Here is a 17,949-nt window from a genome sequence, read left to right on the forward strand (position 1 = left end):
CAGCGTGCCGGTGCCGCCGAGCGTGCCGGCCAGTGCCAGGCTGCCGATGCCGTCGTCAAAGCCCTGGAGGTCGAGCGTGGCGCCGCCTGCCACGGTCACCACCGCGCCGTCGGCAAGGCGATCCGTGCCGCCCAGGCGCAGCGTGCCGCCGTCGATCCGGACGATGCCGCTCGCGGCGGTTCCGCCGAGCAGCGAGATCCCCGAATGCTGGACGAGCGTGCCGGTGCCGAGATTGGCGTTCACGATCGCGCCGTCCAGCGTCGTCGTTGCCGCGGTCAGCGTGCCGGTGCCGCCGAGCGTGCCGGCCAGTGCCAGGCTGCCGATGCCGTCGTCAAAGCCCTGGAGGTCGAGCGTGGCGCCGCCTGCCACGGTTACCGCCGCGCTGTCGGCGAGGCGATCGCTCGCGCCGAGCCTCAGCGTGCCGCCGTCGATCCGGACGATGCCGCTCGCGGCGGATCCGCTAAGCAGCGAGGTCCCCGAATGCTGGACGAGCGTGCCGGTGCCGAGATTGGCGTTCACGACCGCGCCGTCCAGCGTCGTCGTTGCCGCGGTGAGCGCGCCGGTGCCGCCGAGCGTGCCGGCCAGTGCCAGGCTGCCGATCGTGTCGCTATTGCCTTGCACGTCGAACACCGCACCGGAGGCGACAGCGACCAGAGCCGTATCGGACAGGCGGTCCGACCCGCCAAGGCGCAGCGTGCCGCCGGTCACGTTGATGGTGCTTGCGGCCGCAATGCCGTTCAGGTCGGAAACACCCGAATGCTGGATCAGCGTGCCGGCGCCGAGATTGGCGAGAACCGTCGCGCCGTCGAGCGTGTAGGTGGCGGCGGTCAGCGTGCCGGTGCCGCCGAGCGTGCCGGCCAGCGCCAGGCTGCCGATGGTCTCGTCGTGGCTTTGCAGATCCAGCGTCGCGCCGGCGAGCACCGTCACGATCGCAGTATCGGCAAGCCGCTCGTTCGCGCCGAGCTGGAGCATGCCGCCCTCGACATGCACAGCGGATCCGGCGGACGTGCCGTTGAGCAGCGTGACGCCGCTGCGCTGATAGACCGCGCCGGCGCCCAGATCATGGTCGATCGTGCCGCCGAGCAGATTGTAGATCGCCGCAGTCAGCGTGCCGCTGCCGATCAGATTGCCCGCGATGGTGAAGCTGGCGACGGTCTCGTCGAAGCCGTTCAGGTCGAGCGTCGCGCCGTTGCGCACCTCGAGCGTCGAATCGTCGGCAAGCACCCCGGAGGCCCCGAGGCGCAGCGTGCCGGCATCGACCAGGGTGAGGCCGGAATAGGTGTTGGCACCCGAGAGGGTCAGCACGCCGGTGCCCGTCTTGGTGAGGCCGCCGGTGCCGCCGATCACGCCGCCAAAGTCGCTGTCGTCATCGTCCCAGCCGACCGTCAGCCGGTTGGCGCCAAGGGCCACGGTGCCGTTGCCGGAAAGATTGGCGATCTCGATGTCCGCGCCGGCACCCGAAATGTCGAACGCGCCATGGGCGATCAGCGCGCCGCCGCCGATCGTGCCGGCGCCGGCGAGCGCCAATGTGGCGCCGCTGTCGATCGTGGTGGTGCCGAGATAGTCGTTCGCGCCGCGCAGCGTGCTGGTACCGCTGGCAAAGGCAAGGTTGCCCAGGCCCGAGATCCCGCCCGAAAAGTCGCTGGCGCCGAGCGAAAGGTCGGCGAAGACGAGCCGGACCGTGCCGCCGCCGGTGAGGCGGGTGAGGGCAGTGCTCCATCCTCCGATCGCGAGCGCGCCATCGGCGATGACGGTGCCGCTCGCAAGCGAGCCGCCGTTGAGGAACAGCGTCGCGCCGCTGTTGATGTTCGTGTCGCCCGTATAGGTGTTGGCGCCGGTCAGTATCTGGAAGCCCGAGGCGATGGTCAGGCCGCCGCTGCCCCGGATGACGCCGTCGAAGCTGGTGTTGTCGGGGCTGTTGAGCGTCAGCGTGTTGGCGCCGAGCTCGACCGTGCCGCCGTCGCGCAGGCCGCCGAACTCGGTGGCGCCGCTCGTCACGCCCGAGAGGTCGAGCGTGGCGCCGCTGGCCACGGAAACGGCCGCATTGGCGCCGAGCGTGCCGGTGCCCGAAAGCGCCAGCGTACCGACCTCCACCGTCACGCCCCGAAGCATGTTCTGGCCGGTGAGCGTCAGCGTGCCGGCGCCATTTTTGATGAAGCCGCTGCTCCCCGGGAAGGTCGCTTCCTGCAAGGTGCCGGCGAAGAGAGTCGCCGCGCTGTTGTTCACGGTCAGGCCCTTCGGCCCGAGATTGACGCGGCTGCCCGCGACGCCGGACAGGTTGTTGATCCGCTCGCCGATGCCCGCGCCGACGTTGAGGACCGCGTTCGCGCCGGTGAGCGCGACCGAGGACGCGGCGAGGAGCTGGTTCGGCCCGCTCAGCGAAAGCGTGCCGTCGGCGACGATCACATTGCCGGTGAAGACTCCGCTGCCGGCAAGGTTCGTCGTGCCCGGGCCCGCGATCTTCAGCGTGCCGGCGCCCGACAGACCGTTCACCTGGACGGTGCCGGTCCGGTTGGTGGTCAGCGTGCCGCCGTTCAGCGTGATCGCGCCGCTGAGCGAGCCATTGGCGCCGCCATCGCCGATGGTCATGCCCGCACCGTTCAGCAGCGTGGTGATGCCGCCATAGCTCCAGTCGGTGGTGACGGTCTGGTGGCCCGAGGCGATCGTCACCGCGCCGTTGTTGTAGCCCGCCGCCTGGGTGATGGTGCCGGCGAAGCCGCTCTCGCCGCCATTGCCGGCGATGCTGAGCACGCCGTTGCCGAGCCGGATGTCGCCCGTGCCGGTGAAATTGGTGAAGGAGAGCGCGCCGGTTGCGCCAGACACGTCGAAGATGCCGTTCACGGTGACGGTCGGGCTGGCGATCGTGCCGCTGCCCGTCAGCGCGAGCCCCGCGCCGGCATCGATCACGGTGGTGCCGGTATAGGTGTTGACGCCGCCGAGCGTGAGCGCGCCGCCGGTGAGGCGCAGCCCGCCACTGCCTTGGATCACGCCCGAGAATCCGGCGCCCGCGCTGCCGATGGTCAGGTTCTTGTCGCCGAGCGTCACGGTGCCGATGCCGGCGAGCCCGCCGATCGCGTAGCCGGCGCCCGTCACGCCCGACAGGTCGAGCGTGCCGCTGGCCATCGTCATTGCCACGCCGCCGCCGATCGAACCGCTGCCGGCGAGCGCGAGCGTCCCGCCGTCGATGCGCACCGCTGCCAGATCGCTCTGGCCGGTGAGGATGAGCCTGGCGGTGCCGGCGAGCGTAAGCGCCGGCGCCGGGGAAATCGCGCCGCTCGCCGCATCGTCGAAGCTGCCGGCGAACATGGCGTCGACACCCTGGACGATGCGCATGCCATGATCGCCATAGCGGACCACGGCGCCGGAGACGCCCGAGAGCGTGTTGATCGTCCCGCCCGCCACGGTGAGGTCGAGCACCGCGCCCGCGCCGGTAAGCGCGATGCCGCTGCCGTTCGACAGCACCTGGCCGGTGTCGAGCGTGAGGGTGCCGTCCGTAACGGTGACGGCGCCGGTGAAGCCGGCCGCGCCGCCCAGGCGGGTGGTGCCGCTGCCCGCCTGGACGAGGCTGCCGCCACCGACCAGGCCGGTGACCGAGAGGCTGTCCGAACGATTGACGGTGAGCGTGCCGTTCGCGGTGATCGCGCCGCGCACCGATCCGCCGGTGCCGCCATTGCCGAGGGTGAGGCCGGCGCCCTGCGCGATGGTCGTCGCGCCATTGGCATTGGCGCCGGTGAGGGTCAGCGTGCCGCCGGCTATGACGAGGGTGCCGCCATTGCTGTCGCCGATCACGCCGGAGAACATGCCGCCATTGTTGATGGTCAGCATGTTGCCGTTGAGGATGAAGCTGCCCGCGCCGGAAAGGCTGCCGATGGTCTCGTCGGAACCGAACAGCTCGGCGGTGCCGGCCGCGCCGATGATCAGCGCTGATGCATCGTCGATCGCGCTGCCGTAGAAGAGGCGCAGCCGTCCGTTGTTGACGGTCGTGGAGCCGGTATAGCTGTTGTTCCACAGCGAGAGGATGCCCGAGCCCGCCTGGACGAGATTGCCGGCGCCGCCGCTGATGTTGGCGACGGTCCAGTCGTCGGACTTGTCGATCGTCAACGTGCCGTCGCCGAGCACGAAGTTCGTGCCATAGAGGTAGCCGTTGGCGCCGCCATCCCCGAGCGTGAGGTTGCCGCCGTTCAGCGCGATCGTGTTGAGCGAATTGTTGCCGGTCAGGGTCAGCGTGCCGCCGGTCAGGTTGAGCGTGCCGTTGTTGAACTGGCCGGCATAGCTGCCGCCATTGGCGATCGTCAGCGTGTAGCCGTTGAGGAAGGCGGAGCCACCCCCGCCCGAGAAGCTGCGGACGCTCGCATCCGCGTTGAGCAGCTGGAAAAAGCCGTTCGCCGCAACGTCCGAACCGGCAAGCGATCCCGCGCCGCTCAGGTTGAGCTGCGCGCCGCTGGCGATCGTCGTGGTGCCCGAATGGGTGTTGGCGCCTGCGAGGGTCGCGACGCCGGCGGCGAGCGTGACGCCGCCATTGCCGGAGATCACGCCGCCGAAGCTGTTGCCATTGGCGGCCGCGGTGATCGTGAGCAGCTTGTCGCCCAGGACCACCGATCCGCCGGTGCCGCGCAAGTCCTTGATCGATGCACCTGCGCCGCTCATGCCGGAGATATCGAAGGTGCCGCCGTTCACCGCGACATAGTTGGCGCTGGCGAGCGTGCCGCCGCCGGACAGGGCGAGGGTGCCCTGGTTGATCAGCACCGGCAGCAGCAGGTCGCTATTGTCCCCCGTGAGGGTGAGCGTGCCCGCGCCGCTCTTGGTCAGCGCCCCCGTCGATGTCGGGGTGCCGCCGAGCGTGCCTGCGAAGATCGTGTTCGCGCTGTTCGCCAATGTCGTGCTCTTGCTTGACAGCAGCACCCGGCTGCCCGCCACGCCGGACAGATTGTTGAGGACGAGGCCATCCGCATTGAGGCCGGCGGCGTTGAGCACTGCGCTCGCGCCGGTCAGCGCGATGGCGGAGCTGCTGTCCAGCGCGCCGGTGCTCGAGAGCGACAGCGTGCCGGCCTCGATCGTCGTCGTGCCGGTGAAGCTGTTGGCCGAGCCGAGCACCAGCGTGCCGATGCCGCGCTTGACCAGGGCGCCGCTGCCGGAAACCGTGCCGATCTGCGAGTAGGAGCCGGTTTCGTCGAATATGATCGTGCCGTCGTTGGCGATGGCGCCGTAGCCATTGCCCAGCGCGGTTCCAGCTCCCTGAAGCGTCGCGCCTGCCAGGATCCGCGTGCCGCCGCTCCAGAAATTATTCTGGTTGGTGAGTATGATCGTGCCCGCGCCGCCGATCACCAGCGGCTGGCCGGTGCCCTGTTCGAGGATCTGGCCGGTTAGCGTCGCGACCACGCCGGTGTCCGCTTCCAGGCGGGTGGGATCGTTTGTCGGATCGACCGAGGCCAGGATGATCTGGTTCGCATAGCTGCCCGTCGCGGCAAATTGGATCGTCGGGTCGATCGCGGTGATCGTGCCGGTGCCGAACGCGCCGGCGCCGAGCGCGCGGATCGTCGCGCCGTTGACCTTGATCGTGCCGGTGAGCCCGGTGCCGCTGAAGGCCAGCGTGCCGCTCGGGGTGCCGTCGCCGGCGGTGATCGCCATTGCCGGGCTCGCGGCCGCGCCGCTCAGCGTCCAGGTGCCGGTGCCGACCTTGTCGAGGATCTCGAAGCTGGTGACGGTCGCCAGGTTCAGCGTGCCCGTGGTCGGGCCGCCCAGCACCACCGTATCGGTGCCGTTGCCGCCGGCAAGCGTCCCGAACGTCGCGCCGGTCATGATGTTGATCGTGTCGTTGCCGTTGCCGAGGCTGATCGAGCCGATCGTGGTCGAACCGGAATTGAGCGTGACGGTGTCGTTGAAGGTCGACAGCGAGATCGCTCCCGAACCGCCCGAGATGGTGCCGTCATTGACCACCGTGGTCGCGGCCCCGGCGGAAGTGATGCCATAGGACACGCCGATCAGCGAACCGGTGTTGGTGATGCTGCCGCCACCGTTCATCGTTGCGCCGACCGAGCCGTTGACGCTGCCCGAGTTGAAGACGGTCGCCGAGCCCGAGGGGACGTAGATGCCGAAGCTGGTGGCGTTGATCGTGCCGGAATTGCTCAGCGTCGATCCCGAGGCGTCGGTTCTTATGCCGATATTCGCAGTGATCGTGCCGCGATTGTCGAGCGTCGACGCGAGGCCGGTGCTGCGCAGGCCGGAGCTGGCGTTGCCGGTGGCGTTGATCGTCGCATGGTTGGTCGCGGTGCCCCCGGCCGAGAGCATGATGCCCGCGGCGTTGCCCGCGTTGATCGTACCATGATTGTCGATCGTGCCTGCCGCGCCGCGAACGTCGATGCCGGCGCCGCCGCCGGTGATCGTCGCGCCGCTGTTGTTGGTCAGCGAACCGCCCATGTCCAGATAGATGGCGGCATAGCCGGAGCCGCTGGAGATCGTGCCGCCGTTGGTGATGGTCGCCGCGGCGCCGAGCACATTGATGCCGATGCCGCCGCTGCGGATGCTGGCGCCCGCATTGTTGACCACGGTGCCGCCATTGCCGAAATGGACGCCGGTGCCGCCGCTGCCGCCGATGATCGAGCCGCTGTTCGTCACCATGCTGGTCTGGGCCAGGTGCACGCCCGTGCCGGCCGTGCCGGCGCCGGAGATGGTCCCGCCATTATCCACCGTCGTCGCCGAAGCGAGCACGATGCCGTTGTCGCCGCTGATCGTACCGCCGGCGTCGTTGGTGATCGAATTGGTGCCGGTCGTCCCGTTGGAATAGATGCCGAAGGGCACGCCGCTGATCGTGCCGCTGTTGGCGGTCAGGGTGATGTTGCCGTTCAGGTTGATGCCGGCATCGTACAGCCCGCTGATCGTGCCGCTGTTGGAAAGCGTGACGGGGCCGATGGCGCTGATGCCATAGTCCGTGCCGGTGATCGTCCCGGCATTCGCCACGGTCAGCAACTCGCCGCTTCCGTGCGAGATCGCGGCCGCATAGCCGCTCATGCCTTCGCCGAGGATCCGTCCGCCGGCGTAGTTGTTGATCGTCAATTCCCCCGACGTGGCGGGGTTCTCGATTCCGGTATAGCCGTGGATCAGGCCGTAATTGTTGACGATGACCGCGCCCGTGGCGCCGGCGATATGATTGATCGCCGAATTGACTGCTGCGATCTCCGCGCCGCTGTTCGTGGCTGAGCCGTTGGTGAGGACGGTCGTGCCGCTGCTCGCGAAGATGCCGATCGCCGAACCATAACCATCGCCGCCGGTGCCGGTATTGGTGACCGTGCCGAGATTCTCGATCGAAGCGCCCGCGCCCACCACATTGATGGCCAGATAGTCGCCGCCCAGAATCGCCCCGGTGCCGGCAATTCCGAGCGTACCGCCCGTCACGGTGACCGGGCTCGTAAGGGTGCCGGTGAACGTCAGCGTGCCCGACCGATGCTCGATGCTCTCGAAATCGGTCAGGGTGGCGATCGACCTGCTGTTGCCCGCGCCCAGGTCGCTGACAAAGGCGTCGGTGCCGGCGCCGCCGTCGACGAGCCCGTTCAGGATGCCGCCTCGCCAGAGGAACAGGTCGTCGCCGCCGCCGAACTGGACATTGCCGGTGATCGAGCCGGTGGCCTCGAGCGTGAGCGTGTCGGCGCTGGCGCCGGCGGTGCTGACGAACGAACCCTGGAAATCTCCTGCGACGATGATCGAGGTATTGCCGGTGCCGCCGTTGACGATGTCACCGATCGTCGTCGAGCCCTGTTCGAGCGTTGCGCCGTGCAGGCCCGATCCCGCAAAGAGGATCGCCCGGTTGCCGCCGTTGATCGTGCCTCCGGTGCGGTTGGTGATCGAGAAGACCTCGTTCGAGGTGCTCAGCTGCTCGATCGTCGCGCCATTGCCCGGGGCGCCCTCGGCACCGTTGCTGATCGTGCCGGCATTGTCCAGCGTGCCGCCGCGCATGAGGATGGTGCCATAGCCGGCCTGGCGGGTGTTGCCGCGCACCGCGACCCCGCTGGCGACGGATATGTCGAACAACCCGGTATAGCTGCCGTCGGCATTGTACGCCGCGTGCCAGCCGGTTGTGACGTCGCCGCCGATCTGCACGGTATTGACCCCGCCCGACTGGGCGTTGAAGGCGATGCCGCGATAGATTGACGAGATCGCGGCGCTGGTGGCGATCCGGACGCCGCCGCTGCCCTGGTTCGTCGCGTTGATGGCATAGCCATGCTCGTTGTTGGTGCTGCCGATCGCGGCGCTGATATCGATGGAGATCGACCCCGTGTTCGCCGCGTTGGTGATCGATGCGCGCACCGCGGAGGGTATCGAGAGCCCATATTCATTGTCGATCGTTCCGGTGCCGCTGGTGCGGATCGCGATCGACCCGCTGGCGCCAGAGGTGGTGGCGGTGATGGAGTTGCCAAGGGGGCCGAGGATCGCGGCCCGGTTGTCGACGGTTATATTGCCCGAATAGGTCGTGTTGATGGAGATCCCGGTGCCGCCATTGACCATGGTCCCGCCCGTGGTGGTGACGTTGACGTCGCCGGCTCCGGTCGGACGCACCAGGACCGATGAATAGGCCGATGTCATGTCGACCATGCCGAGCTGCAGATCGACGCCTGCTCCCTTGGCGAGGATCCCGCCGGCGGTCGCGCCCGAAGCGCCGCTCAGGTTCAGCGTGCTGTCGATGTTCAGCAGGCCGTTGTTGATCAGCGACGCCTGCCCGGTTTGCGAGGACAGATAGATTCCGAGCTCGCTGGTCAGGCTCGTCCGGCTTCCGCTCTCGATCGTCACGCGCACATTGCCGTCGCCGGAGACGGCCAGGGCCTGCGCGTCCGGGTTGCCGACATCGATCCGGCCGTCGATCGCATTGGTCCCGCGCAGCGTCAGTGAGGTCCCGGCTCCGGCCGCCGCGCGCTGCTCATAGGCGGCGACACTGCCGGTGGTCCGGGTATCGGTAGCGATGGTGACGCCGTCGAGCAGGACGTTGCCGGTGTCGGTGATGAGGACGCCGCCATTGGGATTGGTCGTGTCCGTGATCGCGCCGCCGGTATAGGTGATCGTGCCGCCCTGGCGCGGGCTGGCCGTCGACTGGGCATGGGCCGGCATCGCGGCGGCCGCGGCGACCAGGGCAGTCGAGGCGAGCAGGAGATTGCGGGCGCGGCGCGGCGTGCGCAGGATCGGAACGGTCATCTTCATTCCCTCAGCTCGGCGCTTGACGCGCGCATATGCGAAGCCGCGCGCACGGGAACGGCCCGACACGCGGCAAATGATCTTCGGTTGGGAGATTCGCCGGCAACCCGTCGACGATGTCAGACGGTGTGGAATGTCTTTCGCATGGTGCCCCCGTCGCCCCTGAAACGAGCGCTTTCCTTAGGGGAAGCTCCAAAATGGCTCAATGAAACAAATTGGTACTATTTCGCTATCGTGGGAGAAATTTTCCAGTAAATACAATTGAGTTTCAGCTCGATCTCACGGAATTCCCCACAAGCCCATGGCCTCGCAACCCCCGCCGCTGCCGCCTTATGCTACTGCCGACAATTTGAAGCGGCACCCCCGGTTCGACGCGGCGGTATCCAACCTGATCGACGGTCTCGCCACACTGTACGGCGCGGATCGGCGGCTCATCCGCGAGCTTTCCGAATATAAGCGCGCGGTCACCTTCATGCTGGCGATCTGCATCGCCGCGGGCGAACGGGAAGAGGATCCGGAGACCTGGCTGACGGTCGCCAGGCTCGTCGAACTGGCCAAGATCATGGCGATCGGCCCGGCGCGCCGGGTGCGTCGCTATGTCGAGGAGATGCGTGCCGACGGCCATCTGATCGAGACGCCCATGGCGGAAGATCGGCGCCGGCACCGGCTGCACCCCACCGAGGCGATGCTCGCGATCGATCGGGAGTGGGTGGCGGTATTTCACGCCCCCCTGGCACTGATGTTCCCCGACGAGCCGCGGTATCAAGTGGCAGTCTCGCAGGACCGGGCCTATCACCATTATTATCGGGCGCGCTCGCTGATAACGCTCGCCATGGCCCGTGAGACGATGGTCGAGCATCCGCCTGTCGATTCCTTCCTGCACCAGGCGGGCGGTGCGCGTATCCTGGCCACGCTGCTGCAATCGGCGCGCGACAATCCTGACGGTTGGACTGAGCCCGGCTTCTACTCGCTGGCAGCCGAGCGCAGCGCCACTACCCGCGTGCATGTTCGCGGCATTCTGCGCAACGCCGCGGTTGCCGGCTATGTCGAGATAGGCGAGGGCCAGGGCACGCGCGTTCGCGCGACCGCTGCACTTGTGGAGGATTTCAGGAATTGGTCGGCGGACTCCTTGGCGACCACCGATCTCGTCTCGCTGCTGACCCAGTCGCTATGAGGCCGCCCGCGGCCTGAGCCACGGCAACATCAATGCTGCCGACGGCATCGGTCAGCTCGCGGAGCTGGCTGCCGTGTCCGCCGCCGGCGAGCACGGAGCCGCTGTCGCATCCGGCTGCCGGCGCGCTTCGCGTTCCTCGATCGCGACCTGGGCTGCTCCGCCGGACGCCGGCGGAAAATATTCCGAAAGCAAGATTGCGCCCCGGCACATCCGTGCGTCCGGCGGGAAGTCCCGAGCCGGAGCGGGGAGGCGGGTCACGGAAAAAACGCCGTGGCCCGATCCCCCGGAGGCCTGGCCTCCGGGGGAAGGGCAACCGCGTGGTTACATGCGCAGCGAGACACCGGCGACGATCTGCCGGCCAAGCAGATCATAGCCCATGATCGTGTTGCCGCGCAGCAGGCCGATGCGCGAACGGCTGTCCGGCACGATCGGCGGATCGCGATCGAAGATGTTGTTCGCGGCAAGCCGGAACGTCATCTGCTTGGTGACGTCGAAGGTGAGCGCCAGATCGAACCAGTCATAGGCCTTGATGCCCGGGAACTGGTCCCGCAGCTGGCTGGGGGCCGCCGTCGGGATACCGGTGCTGGCCGGCGCATAGACGTCGAGCGGCATGCCCGCGCGGTGGCGCCAGTTCACCGAAACGCTGGCGATGCGCTCCGGCAGGACCCAGGTGGCGCGCATCTGGTGCGCCCATTTGGGCATGCTCTCACCGCATGAATTGCCCCAATAGCCGACGCAATTGCGCGAGGTGGCGGTGGGCGATGCCTGCGAGGCGACCCGCGTCATCAGCGTGCCGTTGAAGATCATCTCGAGGCGGCCGACCGATCCCATGCCGACGTCATATTGCCCCTGGAAGTCCCAGCCATGCGACTGCGAGCGATAGCCGTTCGCCGGGCCGCGCGCGACCCAGCCGGTGGCCGGACGCGTCGCCGGCGAACTGTACAGCGTGCCGTCCGCATTGCGGACGATGGCGCGGCAGAAATACTCGTTGCCGGTGGTGAGGCAGTCGTTGATCAGGTTCTGCGGCTGGAGGAAGTCGAGCTGGTCCTTCAGGTCGATCAGCCAGCGATCGACCGAGACGGTCAGCCCCCGCACGAAGCGCGGGCGGAACACTACGCCGAACGTCTTGGTGTAGGCGGTTTCCGGCGTGAGGTTGAAGCCACCCTCGCGAACGGAGCAGCGATCGTCGGGGCAGATCAGCGTGGGGCTGTTATAGAGGTTCGCCGGCAGACCGGTATTGGCGCATTGCTGCTGCGTTGCGGCCGGGGCGATGCGCGGTCCGCCGGGGTTGGCCGCATCGATCCGGGGGGCGCAGGGGTCCGCGTAGAAGCCCTGGTTCCAGAAGATGTTGGACGCGCTGGCGGCGGTGCCGACGCCCGGTGCCGCCTGCGCCTTGTTGAACGACGCACGGAAGCTGATGTCCTCGACCGGCGACCAGATGCCCTCGATCTTCCAGGTGCCGAACTTGTTGTCCAGGCGGTTATACTTGGACAGGCGATAGCCGCCGTTCAGCTGGAGCAGCTTGGTCCAGGACTTGTTCTCGACCAGCGGCACCTGGATTTCGGCATAGCCCTCCAGGATGCTCTGGGTGACGCGCTGGTTCGTGCCGCCGTTGTTATCCTGGTAGATCTGGTTGACGATGGTGCGTTCCATCTCCTCGCGATATTCGCCGCCCAGCGCGATCGCGATGCCCTGTTCGGCGAGGGGCGAGGCGATGCCGTATTTGCCGAGATCGCCGCTGACGGTGCCGACGAACTGCAGCAGGCGCGGAATGCGCGTGCTGATGCCGCCAGAGGCGTTGCCGTACAGATAGCTGTTGAGCGCCGTATCGTTATTGAACGGCGCGAAGGCGTTGAACGGCACGCAGTTCCTGTCGGTGCCGTTGACCACCGAGCGGCAGGTCGGGCGGCCGTTGACGTTCACCACGTCGAGCGAGCGGTTGACGGTGGCGAACTCCGCGGCCGGCACGTCGATGGTGTCGAGCTGCGCGCGCGAGAGCATGCCCGCCACGTCATAGGACCAGACATCGTCCAGCACGCGGCCACGCACGCCTGCGACGACGCGATAGCCCGAGTTGATGAACTGCTGGCGGACCAGCGGCATCGAATCGAAGCGATAGCGCACGTCGAGCGGCGCATACTGACCCGCCACGCCCGCATTCGCTCCGCACAGGGTCTGCGCCTGGGATGCCGAGAGGAACGGGTTGTCGCAGTTCACCTGGTAGGGCGTGTTGCCATAGACGCTGTACGAATAGGTGCGGTTCAGCATCGTGTTGTACGACTTGTCCCGATACCACAGCGCGTTGCCGTACAGCTCGATATGGTCGGTCAGCTGCGCGGTCAGGAAGCCGCCCGCGTTGACGCGGTTGAACGCCCGCTGGAACGCCCAGTCGTCATAGGGGTTGGCCGAGGCGCCAACCGGGCCGCTGTTGATCGGAATGAAGGTGCCGTTGCCGTTCGGGTTGTTGACGAGCACCGTCCCGCTGCTGGCGCCGGCGCGCGGGATGATCGTGCCGGCCGGGGTGTAGGTCGCCCGCGAGCAGGAGAGCGGCGAGGTGTTGCTCGTCGTCACCACTTCGCAGACGGCATTCGCGCGGTCGCGCAAGCGAACCAGGCTCGACTGGCGATAATTGACGAAAGCCGAGATGTTGACGCGGTTGTCGAACAGGTTGGTGCCGGCGGCGAGGCTGACATCGGCACGGCCGCCGTCGTTGCTCATGCCGCTGGCGGAATTGAACCCGGCCCGCTGCGCGGCCTCGGTCACCGCGCTGGAGCGGTTGTTGTGGTTGAAGAAGCTGTAGTTGCCGTTGATGTGGATGCCGTTGAAATTCTTCTTCAGGATGAAGTTCACGACGCCCGCGACCGCATCCGAACCATAGACCGCGGAAGCGCCGCCGGTCAGCACGTCGACCCGCTCGACCAGCGCGTTCGGGATGATGCCGACGTCGACCGTGTTGGGCAGGCCGATGCGCATCCCGTCGATCAGCATCAGCGTGCGCTCATAGCCCAGGCTGCGCAGCTTGATGCGCTGGCGGCCTTCGGAGTCGCTGAAATTCTGCTCGGAATTGACCTGCACCTGCGGCAGGCGGTTGACCACTTCCTCGATCGTGGTCGCGCCCTGTGCGGCGATCTCGGCGGCGGTGGTGGTGACGATCGGCGCGGCCGAGCGGTTGTTCAGGCGAACGATGCGGGTGCCGGTGACGACGAGGGTGCCGTCGTCCCGGGCGTCGGTGGCGGCGCTCCCCGCAGTGTCCGGCACGGTTTCCTGCGCCATGGCCGGTGCGGCGAGCAATACCGCGAAACATGTCGAACTCAGCAACAATGCATTGAATTTCTTCATTACTTCCCCCCTTTTGAAATCGATACGGTTACTTGGTCGTTGCGGGCTTATTCAGGCTCTGGGCGGCCTGGACCTGCGTCCGCCCCGCAAGGTCGGTCGCGGCGAAGGTGAAGCCGGGCTGAAGCGCGAAGGCGCCGATCCGGCCGTGATGGTCGATCGCGAGGAACCCCACCTGCACGTCGCGCACGGCGTCGCCGCGCAGCCTGGCGATGTGGAGTACCGCCTCGCGGCAAGCGGCCTGGGGCGACATGCCGGCGCGCATCGACGCGACCACCCGTGCCGACCCGGCGATCCGGGTGACTTCCTCGCCCACGCCGGTGGCCGTGGCGGCGCCGACGCCGGCCTCGACGAACAGGCCCGATCCCGCCTGGGGCGAATCGCCGACGCGGCCGCGCAGCTTGAACGCCATGCCCGAAGTGGTGCAGGCGCCGGCCAGCCGCCCGTCCGGCGCGCAGAACAACATGCCGATCGTGTCATGGTCGAGCGCCGAGCCGCGCTGGTTCTCGATATTGACGACCGGCTTGTACCGGGCGGTCCGGAGCCAGTCGCGCCATGCCTTCTCGGCCTCCGGCGTCGGCATCGCGACCTTGTCGAAGCCCTCGGCCTCGGCGAACTGGTGCGCGCCTTCGCCGACCAGGAAGGTGTGCGGCGTCTTTTCCATCACGCGACGCGCCACCGAGATCGGATGCGCGAAATCCTCGAGCGCGGCGACCGCGCCGACATTGCCGCGATCGTCCATGATGATCGCGTCGAGCGTCACATGCCCGTCACGATCGGGATAGCCGGCATGGCCGACCGAATGGTTCTCGGGATCGGCCTCCGGAATGCGGGCGCCGGCTTCGACTGCGTCGAGCAGGCTGCCGCTCCTGCGCCACTGGGCATGGGCCGCGGCGTTGGCGGCGGCGCCGAAATCCCAGGTCGACAGGATCAGCGTGCGTTCCGCGTCGCGGGCGAGCGCGGGCGCGGCAGCGCCAAGGGCGGCGCCTCCCATTCCCAATGCCATGGCGCCGCGGCGAGACGTTCTCATCGATGAAATTACCCCAGTTACCCGCCGCGTGGCCGCGGCCTTGCCGTGCCGGGGCACCGATTCCATGCCCTTGACTGTAGTCAAGCTGTCATAGGTGAAAATCTATTTCAATTCCAAAAAAAGACTGCTGATGTCCTGTGTCGCGAACATCCCGCGCGGCAGTTGCAAAATTACGCCACTCGCGCCGGGGCGGTGCGGGGCGGGGCTGCTACGACAGCGGCGTCTCCCGGCCAAGTGCCAGATTGAGGAGCCATTGTCCTCTCTCGTCGCCCCCGTTCTTCCCCGTCATCGCCGCTAGTATCCCGGCCGTCCCCGCGCGGGCGGGGATACCGAAAAATTGGGTGTGGGCCCCGGACCGGGGTCGGAACGCGACCGACGCTTTGGTCCGTCACCACGCGCAGGCGAGGTGAGGTGCCCATTGCATCGCGGTCGGGTCCCGATCCTCAGCAGGTGAGACTTTACAACATAACATCTTTGTTGCATCGCGGCGGCCGTGAACGGCAGTCGCCCGAATCGCTTGCGCGAAACGAGGACGCCGCGGGGCGGGCAGCGCACCGCGACGCGGTGGGCGCTGCTCTGCGCCCTGCTCCTCGCGTTCGTCTGGCAGGGTGCCGTCGTCCAGACGCACAATCACTTCGATCGCGGCGTCGCCCTGGAAGCGGCGGGGCTGGCCCCGGCCGGCGCCGGCAAGGCGACGGATCGCCAGGCACCCGCGGATTCCCCGGCGAACTGCCCGATCTGCCGGGAAGTGGCGAATATCGGGGCAGTGCTGCTGCCCGCGCCGGTCGCGCTTGCCGCGCCGGCCCCGGTCGCCTTCCGCGCCGCGCCGGTGCACCTGCCCATACTCTCCTTCTTCGAACCTCCGCGAACCGTCCGCAGCCGGGCGCCGCCACGATCGCTCCAGGCCTAGGGAATCCGGACCGTCCCGGTGCGGCGCAATGCCGCGCCGTGCCCGGCATCCTCGTCCCTCCCGCGAAAAACCAAGGTTCTCGGAGTCTTATTTCCATGCGTCATCTGTTCCTGCTGCGCGCGGCCACGCTCGCGCTCGCCATCCCCGCCGCCGCGCACGCCGCCGGCCCCGACAGCAACAATCCGCCGGCCACTCCGGCCACTCCGGCCACTCCGGCCAATCCCGCCACTCCCGCTCCCGCCAATGATGACGGCCCGGATGGGCAGAGCACCACCGGCAACAAGGGCAACGAGATCGTCGTCACCGGCATCCTGCCGACCAGCGAGCGGGACGTGCTCGCCGGCACCTCGGTCGTCTCGGGCGAAGTGCTCACCCGCGATCTGCGCCCGAGCATCGGCGAGACGCTGTCCAAGCAGCCCGGCGTCTCGGCCACTTCCTTCGGCCCCAGCGCCTCGCGGCCGATCCTGCGCGGCTTCCAGGGCGAGCGCGTCCGCGTGCTCACCGACGGGATCGGCTCGATCGACGTCTCGAACACCTCGGCCGACCATGCGGTGATCATCGATCCGCTGCTGGCCGAACGCATTGAGGTGCTGCGCGGCCCGTCGGTGCTGCTCTACGGCTCCTCGGCGATCGGCGGCGTCGTCAATGTGATCGACAAGCGCATTCCGCGCGCGCTGCCCGAGAACGGCTATGACGTGGACGCGATCGCCACCTATGGCTCGGCCGCGAAGGAGCGTTCGATCGCCGGCTCGGGCGATGTCGCGCTGGGCGGGCATTTCGTCTTCCACGCCGACGGCTCCTATTCCAAGAGCGACGACCTGAAGATCGGCGGCTATGTGCTGAGCCCCTCGGCCCGGGCGCAGGCGCTCGCCGCCGCGGCGGGGCCGACCACGCCCGACGATCCCGATTTCGCCGAGACCGCGGCGCTCCGGGGCAAGCTGCCCAACACCCAGGCCGAGACCTGGACCGCGGGCGCCGGCCTGGCCTATGTCAGCGATACCGCCAATATCGGCGTGTCCTATTCGCATTATGACAGCCTTTACGGCGTGCCCATCCGCTATGCGCTCGCCTCGGGCGAGGAGCAGGAGGCACCGCGCCTCTCCGTGCTCCAGAACCGTTTCGACTTCCGCGCCGACGTCGATACCGGGGGCGGCTTCATCGACAAGGTCCGTGCGCGCGCCGGCTATGCGAATTATCGCCATTTCGAGCTCGGGGAGGACGGCTCGATCGGCACCGCCTTCTACAACAAGGGCTTCGAGGGGCGGCTGGAGCTGGTCCAGGCCAATCGCGGCGGCTGGCAGGGCGCCTCGGGCGTGCAATATTACCATCGCAACTTCAACGTGGTGGGGGACGAAGCCTTCCTGCCGCAGAACAATACCAGCCAGATCGGCCTGTTCACGCTGCAGCAGCTCGACTTCGGCAAGCTGCGTGCGGAGGGCGGCATCCGCTACGAGCATAGCAGCCTCCAGTCGAACCCGGCGGCGGGCGACCTGCGCTTCCCCAATGCCAAGCGCAACTTCGATGCCTTTTCGGGATCGGCGGGGCTCTCCTATGCCCTGTCCGATGACGTGCGCATCGGCATCAACGCTTCGCGGACCGAGCGCGCGCCTTCGGGCGAGGAGCTGTTCGCCAATGGCGGCCATGCGGGCACCCAGGCCTGGGAGCTCGGCAATCCCAATTTCGGGCTGGAGAAGTCCTGGGGCCTCGAGACGACGCTGCACGTCCACAAGGAGGGGTTCAGCTTCGACGCCTCGGCCTATTATGACTGGTTCGACGGCTATATCTCCGAGAACCAGGTCGCGCAGAGCGTCTGCCAGGCGGCGGCGCTGCCGAGCGGTCGCACCGTCGACCTGCCCTGCTTCCAGTTCCAGCAGGTCAAGGCCCGCTATTACGGGCTCGAGGGCGACCTGTCCGCGCGGCTGGCCCGGATCGGGGACTATGCGATCAACTTCGACCTGCTGGGCGACTATGTCCATGCCAGCCAGGGCAATGGCGATCCGGTGCCCCGGATCCCGCCGCTGCGCGTGCTCGGCGGCCTCGAGGCGCAGTCGAGCCGGCTGACCGCGCGCGTCGAGGTCGAGCATGTCTGGGCGCAGGACCGGATCGCGGCGTTCGAGACGCCGACCGCCGGCTATACGCTCACCAATGCCTCGCTGAGCATCCGGCCGTTCGCGCAGAACCGGAAGATCTCGCTGACGCTGAGCGCCAACAACATCTTCGACGTCGATGCGCGGCGCCATTCGAGCTTCCTGAAGGATTTCGCGCCGCTGGCCGGCCGGGACCTGCGGGCGACGCTGCGGCTGGGCTTCTGATCCGGCG

General features: G+C 67.9%; 6 protein-coding genes. 3 read left to right on the forward strand and 3 right to left on the reverse strand.

Annotated elements, in window-relative coordinates; translation table 11 throughout:
- A partial coding sequence (locus ACIQCS_RS17310) for an autotransporter-associated beta strand repeat-containing protein (protein WP_401531383.1) occupies window positions 1-9,180 on the reverse strand: 9,180 nt, incomplete at its 3' end.
- Window positions 9,181-9,529: 349 nt separating this feature from the next.
- Here ACIQCS_RS17310 and ACIQCS_RS17315 point away from each other — a divergent pair.
- Complete coding sequence (locus ACIQCS_RS17315) at window positions 9,530-10,354, forward strand: hypothetical protein (protein WP_345848095.1); 825 nt, start codon at window positions 9,530-9,532, stop codon at window positions 10,352-10,354.
- Between the two features lie 321 nt (window positions 10,355-10,675).
- On the opposite strand, the gene ACIQCS_RS17320 is transcribed toward ACIQCS_RS17315, so the two are convergent.
- Both ACIQCS_RS17320 and ACIQCS_RS17325 read right to left on the reverse strand, forming a co-directional pair.
- A complete protein-coding gene (locus ACIQCS_RS17320) occupies window positions 10,676-13,693 on the reverse strand; it encodes a TonB-dependent receptor plug domain-containing protein (protein WP_345848094.1) in 3,018 nt (1,005 codons plus the stop codon).
- Between the two features lie 28 nt (window positions 13,694-13,721).
- A complete protein-coding gene (locus ACIQCS_RS17325) occupies window positions 13,722-14,684 on the reverse strand; it encodes a N(4)-(beta-N-acetylglucosaminyl)-L-asparaginase (protein WP_345848093.1) in 963 nt (320 codons plus the stop codon).
- 553 nt (window positions 14,685-15,237) lie between these two features.
- Between ACIQCS_RS17325 and ACIQCS_RS17330 the strand changes: the two genes are divergently transcribed.
- Complete coding sequence (locus ACIQCS_RS17330; RefSeq protein WP_345848092.1) at window positions 15,238-15,630, forward strand: DUF2946 family protein; 393 nt, start codon at window positions 15,238-15,240, stop codon at window positions 15,628-15,630.
- A 95-nt stretch (window positions 15,631-15,725) separates the two neighbouring features.
- Window positions 15,726-17,942, forward strand: a complete 2,217-nt coding sequence (locus ACIQCS_RS17335) for a TonB-dependent receptor (protein ID WP_345848090.1) — start codon at window positions 15,726-15,728, stop codon at window positions 17,940-17,942.
- Window positions 17,943-17,949: the final 7 nt, after the last annotated feature.

Origin of the sequence: Sphingomonas sp. NPDC092440, assembly GCF_044754985.1 — a bacterium.
GTDB lineage: Bacteria > Pseudomonadota > Alphaproteobacteria > Sphingomonadales > Sphingomonadaceae > Sphingomonas.